7 protein-coding genes are annotated in these 6,518 nt (G+C 57.5%); 6 read left to right on the top strand and 1 reads right to left on the bottom strand.

Annotation, left to right across the window (positions count from 1 at the left end; genetic code table 11):
• The first annotated feature begins 47 nt into the window (after positions 1–47).
• The 6 genes from FD38_RS12335 (at position 48) to FD38_RS12360 (ending at position 5,295) form a co-directional block, all read left to right on the top strand.
• Positions 48–1,277 (top strand): acyltransferase, encoded by a 1,230-nt coding sequence (locus FD38_RS12335; protein WP_225430791.1) that lies wholly within the window; start codon positions 48–50, stop codon positions 1,275–1,277.
• Positions 1,213–2,721 carry an AMP-binding protein gene (locus tag FD38_RS12340; protein ID WP_057734630.1) on the top strand — a complete coding sequence of 503 codons (1,509 nt, stop codon included), beginning with the start codon at positions 1,213–1,215 and terminating at the stop codon, positions 2,719–2,721. The genes FD38_RS12335 and FD38_RS12340 overlap by 65 nt, the downstream gene beginning before the upstream one ends.
• 23 nt (positions 2,722–2,744) lie before the next feature.
• Positions 2,745–3,872, top strand: coding sequence for a glycerate kinase family protein (locus FD38_RS12345; RefSeq protein WP_057734613.1), 1,128 nt, complete (start codon positions 2,745–2,747; stop codon positions 3,870–3,872).
• Between the two features lie 111 nt (positions 3,873–3,983).
• Positions 3,984–4,547, top strand: coding sequence for a TetR/AcrR family transcriptional regulator (locus FD38_RS12350; RefSeq protein WP_057734615.1), 564 nt, complete (start codon positions 3,984–3,986; stop codon positions 4,545–4,547).
• Positions 4,548–4,617: 70 nt separating this feature from the next.
• The gene (locus FD38_RS12355) at positions 4,618–5,007 is read left to right on the top strand and encodes a hypothetical protein (protein WP_057734617.1); all 390 of its coding nucleotides are present in this window, start codon (positions 4,618–4,620) and stop codon (positions 5,005–5,007) included.
• Entirely contained in the window at positions 5,008–5,295 is a 288-nt protein-coding gene (locus tag FD38_RS12360) for a hypothetical protein (protein WP_057734618.1), read from the top strand.
• Positions 5,296–5,382: 87 nt separating this feature from the next.
• On the opposite strand, the gene FD38_RS12365 is transcribed toward FD38_RS12360, so the two are convergent.
• Positions 5,383–6,372, bottom strand: coding sequence for a DUF5776 domain-containing protein (locus tag FD38_RS12365; protein ID WP_371862772.1), 990 nt, complete (start codon positions 6,370–6,372; stop codon positions 5,383–5,385).
• Between the last annotated feature and the right edge of the window lie 146 nt (positions 6,373–6,518).

Here is a 6,518-nt window from a genome sequence, read left to right on the forward strand (position 1 = left end):
CGCTGTTGCTGAGCCAACAGCCGCACTTTGACAAAAGAGGTGAGACCGTGGCCCAAAATCATCCCGCAACGCCCCGCCGCTACCTGCACGAGGTTGACCTCATGCGGATCATCTTCATTGGCGGGGTGTTGCTCAACCACACCACGACCGCGTTTGCTTCGCGGCTGGTCGCCACGAGTAATAGCCATTTAGTTCTCGAAATGACGCACTTGATGCTCCATTTTACCCGGATGGGCTTCATGTTTATGAGCGGCTTGGTCCTAGTCTTGAACTACTACCACCGCGACCCGCACTGGTGGCACTTCTGGCGCAAACGGTATCTGAGCGTGGGCGTTCCTTATGTGGGCTGGAACACCATCATTCTGTTAGTCGTGACGCTGGGGGCCGGCAAGGCGATCGACTGGGCCGCCTACTGGGCGCACCTGGGCAACGCCGTGCAGTACGGGAACGAATATTACATGTACTACATCTTAGTGACCTTCCAGCTTTACCTGATTTTCCCCCTGCTGGTGGGTCTCTTCAAACGATTTCCCGACCGGCACCTGGCCATCCTAGGCTTTAGTGTCGTGATTCAGTTCCTACTACTCATTTGGCTCAAGTACTGGTTCCCCCAGCTTGACCGGAGTAATTGGTGGTACCTCTTTCGCTACTACGGCAACAACGTGCTGGTCTATCAGGTGTACTTCGTGGCGGGCGCCTTCGTGGCCATCCACTACGACGACGTGGATGCCTGGATTCAGGCCCACCACCGCTTGTTAGGCTGGACCACGTTGGTGCTAGCGCTGGGGACGATTGGCCTGTATTTCGGCGACCAAAACGTCTTACATCTCAGCTTGGGGGCGACCCAGTCGGTCCATCAACCCTACATCATGGTCTACGACCTCTTCATGATTGCCTTTGTCTTCTGGCTCGGTCGGCAATACGCCCATGCCCGTGAGCATGGCTTGCCGGTCTTTCTCGATCAGTCGATCAAGGCCCTAGCCAAGGTTTCCTTTGGCTTATATCTAGTTCAGACGCTGCCGTTACTGGTTCTCGACGGCGCGTTAACGCAAATCCACCTCCCGGCTTGGGCGTTGTTAGCCCTGTTACCGGTGGGCTACGCCTGGGTCTTAGGCGGTTCATTTGCGATTGCTTGGTTCTGTTACCGGGTTCCCCCGTTTGGCGCCCTCATCGGTCGACCGCAGTGGCACCCGTGGAAAGGAGTACATGCTTATGTCCAAAATCACGTTAAAACTCACCCAACAATTACAGCAGGCGACAAGTCAGAAACTCATTAAAGACACCACTCTGGAACGGTGGTTTACCGGTGGCGACCTGGCCGCCGACGTCGATCAGCTGACCGACCACCTCCGTAGCCTCGAAGTGGGGCACGGCGACGTGGTGCTGGTCTGCTTACCCAACACGGCGGTCTATCCGGTCTTGACCCAGGCCATCTGGGAGGTTGGCGCGGTGATGCACCCGATTGCCGCCAAGACCCCGGCCGCCGAGTTGCAGGCCGCCTTAGCCGAACACGATTACGCTGCCAGCGTGGTAGCGGCCGACCTGGTCGACGCCGTGACGGCGACGCGCCAGACCACGGTCGCCCAGCTACAGCTCAACACCGCACCGACCCTGAGCCTGATTCGTGACCTCGACGTGACCGGTCATGCGGCCGCCACGCCGACCGAAGAGGACCTGGCGTTGATCCTGAACACGTCGGGGACCACCGGTAAACCCAAGCGGGTGGGGTTGACCCATAACCTGTTGCGGCATGGCGCCGAGCATGACATTGCCAGCCACCGCCTGACGGCCCACGACACCACCATGATCGTGATGCCGCTGTTTCACATCAACGCGCAGGTGGTCTCGGTCCTGTCCACGCGGTTGTCCGGCGGGAAAATCGTGATTACCCCCAAGTTTTCGGCGCACCGGTTCTGGCCACAGGTCCAAGATAACCACGTGACCTGGGTCTCCGCGGTCCCCACAATCTTAAACATCCTCTTACTCAACGCGGCGGCCCGGGAAAGCTACACCGGCAAGACCCATCTGCGGTTCGTGCGGTGTTCGTCGTTCTCGTTGCCCCTCGATAAGCTGACCCAGTTCGAACAAACCTACCACACCCGCATCTTGGAAGGCTACGGGATGACCGAGACCGCCAGTCAATGCACGCTCAATCCGTTTGACGCGCCCAAGGTGGGGTCGGTGGGCAAGCCGGTCGGCACCGACGTGGCCATCCTGGTCGACGGCCACCTGACCCACGCCAGCCGGACCAGTGGTGAGATCGCCGTGCGTGGCGACCACGTGATCCACAGTTACCTGGACCCGCACCCGGATTCCTTCTATCAAGGCTGGTTTCTGACCGGTGACCTGGGGTACTTCGATGAAGACGGGTACTTATTTATTAATGGTCGAAAAAAGGATATTATTAGTGTAGGTGGTGAAAAGGTCGCCCCCGCCCACGTGGAAAACGTCTTGAGTCAATTGCCGTTCGTCAAAGAAGTCACGGTGATTGGGACGCCGGACGACCTCTATGGCGAAGCGGTCACCGCGGTGGTTATTAGCCAACCCGGGGACCAAACCGACCAACAGCGGGCAATTTTAGCACAGGCTCAGGCGAACTTAGCGCCGTATGAACGGCCGAAACGCGTCCTGTTCGTGCACGATTATCCGCGCAACGCCACCGGGAAAGTCGTACGGCCCCAACTACGGCGGCAACTGGCCGCCCAACGGAGCGTCGGCTAATCTGATTGAAGGATCGTGACGACATGACGCGAGTAGTAATTGCGGCGGATTCATTTAAGGGTAGTGCCACTTCTACGGAAGTGAATCAGTATTTGGCAGCGGGCGTTAAACGAGCGGCGCCGGACGCCGAAGTTCAAACGGCGGCGATTGCCGACGGCGGTGCGGGCACCGTCAAGGCGGTGATTGACGCGGTGGGCGGCCAACTGATGACCACCTCGGTGTTGGGTCCCCTGGGTAAGAACGTGGACGCGCAATGGGGAATGCTAGACGACCATACGGCCATTATCGAAGTGGCCGCGGCCGTGGGCTTGACCCTGGTCGGGGAGACCCTGGTGCCGGTCTCGTCCAGTACCTACGGCGTTGGGGAATTGATCAGCGCCGCGATGGATCAGGGTGCCACCACGATTTACGTGGGCTTGGGCGACAGTGCCTCCACGGACGGTGGGGCCGGTATGCTGGTGGCCCTGGGCGCGGGGCTCATCGACAATAACCAACAAAAGCTCGACCTGGGTGGCGGGAGCCTGATGCGCTTAGGCCACGTTAGTTTCCGCGGCCTGGACGAGCGCTTAAAGCACACGACCTTGATTGGGCTGACCGACGTGACCAATCCGTTGACCGGTCCGGAAGGGGCCGCCGCGGTTTTTGGGCCGCAGAAGGGTGCCCAGCACGAAATGATTGCCCGGTTGAACCAAGGCTTAGCCCGGTTACGGACCTTCGTGCCGATGCCAGATGGGCTGGCGGCGAGTCGCCAACCCGGTGCCGGGGCCGCCGGTGGGACCGGCTTTGGACTCTTGGCCCTGGGCGGTCAACTCAAACCCGGTGCCAAGACGGTGCAGACCTTGACCAAGCTCGACGACCAACTCGCCACGGCCGACTTTGTGATTACCGGCGAAGGGCGGGCGGACAGCCAATCGCTGACCGGCAAGGCACCGATTGCGGTCGCTAACCTGGCCCAAGCACGGCACTTACCCGTCGCCTTGGTCGCCGGCAGCGTTCAGGGCAGCCTGGCTAAGATCCAGGCGACCGGGGTCCACGACGTCATCGTCTCGACGCCGGAGGGCATGACCGTTGCCGACGCCATGGCCCAAACACCCGACTTGTTGACGCAGGCGGGGGCTAAGGCCATGTTGACCTACTTAGCAGAACATTAAATCGACATGAAAATAACCCGGGAAATGGTAGTTAAATTTCCCGGGTTATTTTGGGTTGACAAACTGAATGAATAAATATATTATTCATTCATTGACAAAGGAGCGTTTAGCATGGAGAAACAACAACAGCTACTGACCGCGGCGTATCACTTGTTTAAAACCAAGGGATTCAAGGCCACCAGTATTGCGGAGATCGCCGCGGCGGCCCAGGTCGCAGTCGGCACGTTTTATAACTTCTACGATTCTAAGGCGGCCATTTTTTTACAAATTTATACGGCCGAAAACGAGCGGGTGAAGGCTAACATCATTGCGGCCGTCGATTTAGACGCTGACCCGTTGCCGTTAGTCCGGCAGGTGGTCCACGAGATCATGGTTCAATCACAGGATAATTTGATTTTGCAAGAGTGGTTCGACAATCCCAAGCTCAACGCCTTGATCGCGCAGACGGCCCCGTCCGCCGTGGAAACCAGTCTGGTCTACACGACGTTTGTTCGGTTGCTCGACCGGTGGCAAGCGCGTGGTTTATTGGCCCCGGGGATGACCCAGGCGCGCGGATTAAGCCTCTTTAACGCCGTGGTCGTCGTTGATTTTCACCAAAGCGAAATCACCACGACGGACTATGCGCAGGTCTTGGACGATTTGATTACGGGCATGTTAGCGGTGATCTTGAAATAGGTCATCGTCTTTTTAACGCTAAAAATGAATGAATTTAAAATATATTCATTCACAACTGGAGGAATGCATTATGAAAAGAGTGTTACGGGTGCTTTTAAGTGGGTTAATCGTGATTGGATTGGGGTTGGGCGGTCTCACGTGGTGGGCGGTCAGTGCGCAAAAACGGCTCAACGTGAACATGGGGACGGTCAAGTCGTTGACCACCCGGCGAATCACCGTGCAAACGCCCCGACAACTACAACTGACGGTGCGCACGGCGGTGGTCCACATCCAGGCCGGGTCCACCCCGCAATTGCGGTTGGCAAACGTTAGCCGCGGACAGTATCGGGTCACGCAGCGAAACGGTGTTCTGCGTTTGACAGAAACGGCGGCGGGAAAGCATCAGTTAGAGATTGGTCGCTCGCCGTACATCACGTTGACGGTGCCCCGGGCCACCTTAAAGGTGGTGCGCGTCAACTAATTGAACGGCACGCTAAACTTGACCCAGTTGACCGTCGACCATCTGGAAATCCACCATCAAAACGGGACAACGACGGGGACGGCTTTAACGCTTATGGGCGCTAGTCGACTGGTTAAAACTAACGGACGCACGACCTTGAAGCGTCTGCAAACGTCCGGGCTGGTGGTGACGGTCAAGAATGGCCAATTCAAGCGTAACGGTCAGCGCCAAAAGACCCCGTACCACCAGGTCGGCCAAGCGCCACTGGTAATCACCAGTGGCTCCGGGCAAGTGGCGGTGAGCGAGTGAGACCAGCCATGGTTTTCGTTGGCGGAAGTGCTAAAAAAGGCTTCTAGCGGCGTGTAGCCGGAGATAGAAGCCTTTCGCAAAATCGATTTAATTAAAAACGCGGGCGATTCCCGCCACGTCAGACCGTTGGCCGTTCTTAATGGGTTGGACCATGATCCGGGGTGGCCAGCTCTCGATGACCCGGTTGTGGCCGAGATACAGGGCCACGTGCCAGATGGTGCGGGTCCCAGGTTGGTAATAGAAGACCAGGTCGCCGCGTTGCCGGTTACGGTAGGCCACGTGCTTGAACTTCTTGCTAGCCCAGAGGTTCCGGGAGTTCCATTCGTTGCCCGGGTAGGCGTGGTGAATCGCACTGATCGGCGCCGGGTTGATTCCACCGGCGTATAACGCCTGCATGACTAGGCCGGAACAGTCCGTCCCGTAGCTGGGTTTAGACGAGGAACCGACTAAGTACGGGTTACCCTTGTACTTGTAAGCCTGCTTGATCATGGCCTCGATGTGCGCGGAGCGGCCGTTCCAGGCGTGGGCGCCTAGAGGGGCCACGTAACTGTCGATGCTCTTGAAGCTGGACTTAGAGAAGCCCAACTTGACCCAGGTCTTTTCGTTGACGTTCCCCGTAACCTTTAAGCCATGTTTACGTTGGAAGGCCTTGACGGCGTTGTAGGTAGCCTGATTGTACTTGTTATACCCGTTAGCCGTGCCGAGGCGCCGCATGATTTTCCAGGTCTTGATGCCTTCGTAGTTACGCTTGACGGTGTAACCGACCTTGCCGTAAGGCTTGATCTGGTGGTAGTTGACCTGGTAGTAGCGCTTGGGATTCTGGTAGCCGGCCGTTTTGGCGACGAAGGCCTTATTGGCCGTGACGTACTTACCCGTGTTGGTCTTGAGAACGGGGGCCTTACCCTTTGGCGTGACGACCTTGGAAATCTTGGCGTAGTGGTCCGCCTTAATGGTCTGGGCCTTCTGGGTCCGCGCGGCGTTCTTATAGTAAACGACCGTTTTCTTGGTCCGGATGATTTGGGGGTTAGTGGTGTAGTAGTCGCTCTTAGCGGCCGCGGGCGTGGTGATGAGACTCAACCCGCATGCGGCGGCCAAGGCGAGACTGGCGGCCCCGATGACTGATTTATGAAACACGTGAATTCCTCCTCTGGAAAATAGATTAATAACCTGAAACTTGAAAGTATGAAGACAGACTGATCCCTTGGTATCACAGGACATATTTT

The sequence above is a fragment of the Levilactobacillus zymae DSM 19395 genome (genome assembly GCF_001434115.1).
Taxonomy (GTDB): domain Bacteria; phylum Bacillota; class Bacilli; order Lactobacillales; family Lactobacillaceae; genus Levilactobacillus; species Levilactobacillus zymae.